We start from the raw sequence: 746 nt of genomic DNA, 5'->3' as shown, positions 1-746 counted from the left end.
GTCGGACTGGTCTTCACGAACTCCGGAAACCTCTTGAACCGCTCAAGAACGTCCGCAATCGAGGCGACCGGGGAGAGCTCCGCGCCTGTGCCCGCATTCTGAAACATGGTCGCGGTGAACTCCGACTTGGTGCTCGCGCTCTGATTGGCCTTCGTGAACTCCGCCTTGAACGACCCAGCCGCCACCAGGCCGTTGAACTCGGCCTGCAGTGAGGCCGCCAGCTCGGACTGCGTGCTGGTGGAGACCGAGGTGATCCGGACGACCGCGTAGAACTCCCCACCCGTTTGCAGGCCGCGGACGAAGCTATCCCCGAACGCCCGTATGAACTCCTCGTGCCTGTTGGCGTCGAGCAACGCCTTGGCCTCCGCAGTGACCTTGAAGCCCTTCCCCCGCCGCAGAGGGTTTTCGACGACGACCTGCGCGATCAGGAAGGTTGAGGTGGAGTTGAAGTTGGTCTTCTCGGAGAACTTGGCCTTGGCCGTGCCGGAGAAGAACCCATAGCGGCCCTGGGCCTCAAAGCCCATGCCCAGGTTCTCCATCAACTCATCATGGGAAGACACGATGGTGATCGACGACCTAACCTCCCCGCCCAGGGTGTCTTCCCGGACGGTGAAGCCTTCCAAGGCTGATCCGATCGCCTGGCCGGTTCCGCTGTTAAAGCCCATGCCGATCTCTTCGTCGTTGAAGATGATCCGGCGAATCTGCGCCACTGGTGGCATCGTCGATCCCTCCCGGTCGGGTTCGTT

At 62.1% G+C, this 746-nt stretch carries 1 protein-coding gene; it reads right to left on the bottom strand.

The genetic code is table 11. The annotated features are described in order from the left end of the window. Positions 1-710: hypothetical protein (locus tag CLM62_RS34725; protein WP_218835649.1), on the bottom strand; the 710-nt coding region annotated here is incomplete at its 3' end. Positions 711-746 lie beyond the last annotated feature (36 nt).

Origin of the sequence: Streptomyces sp. SA15 (genome assembly GCF_002291145.1) — a bacterium.
Lineage (GTDB): Bacteria > Actinomycetota > Actinomycetes > Streptomycetales > Streptomycetaceae > Streptomyces.
Note: the sequence above shows the minus strand (reverse complement) of the source record. Positions and strands in the feature narration are given on the sequence as shown.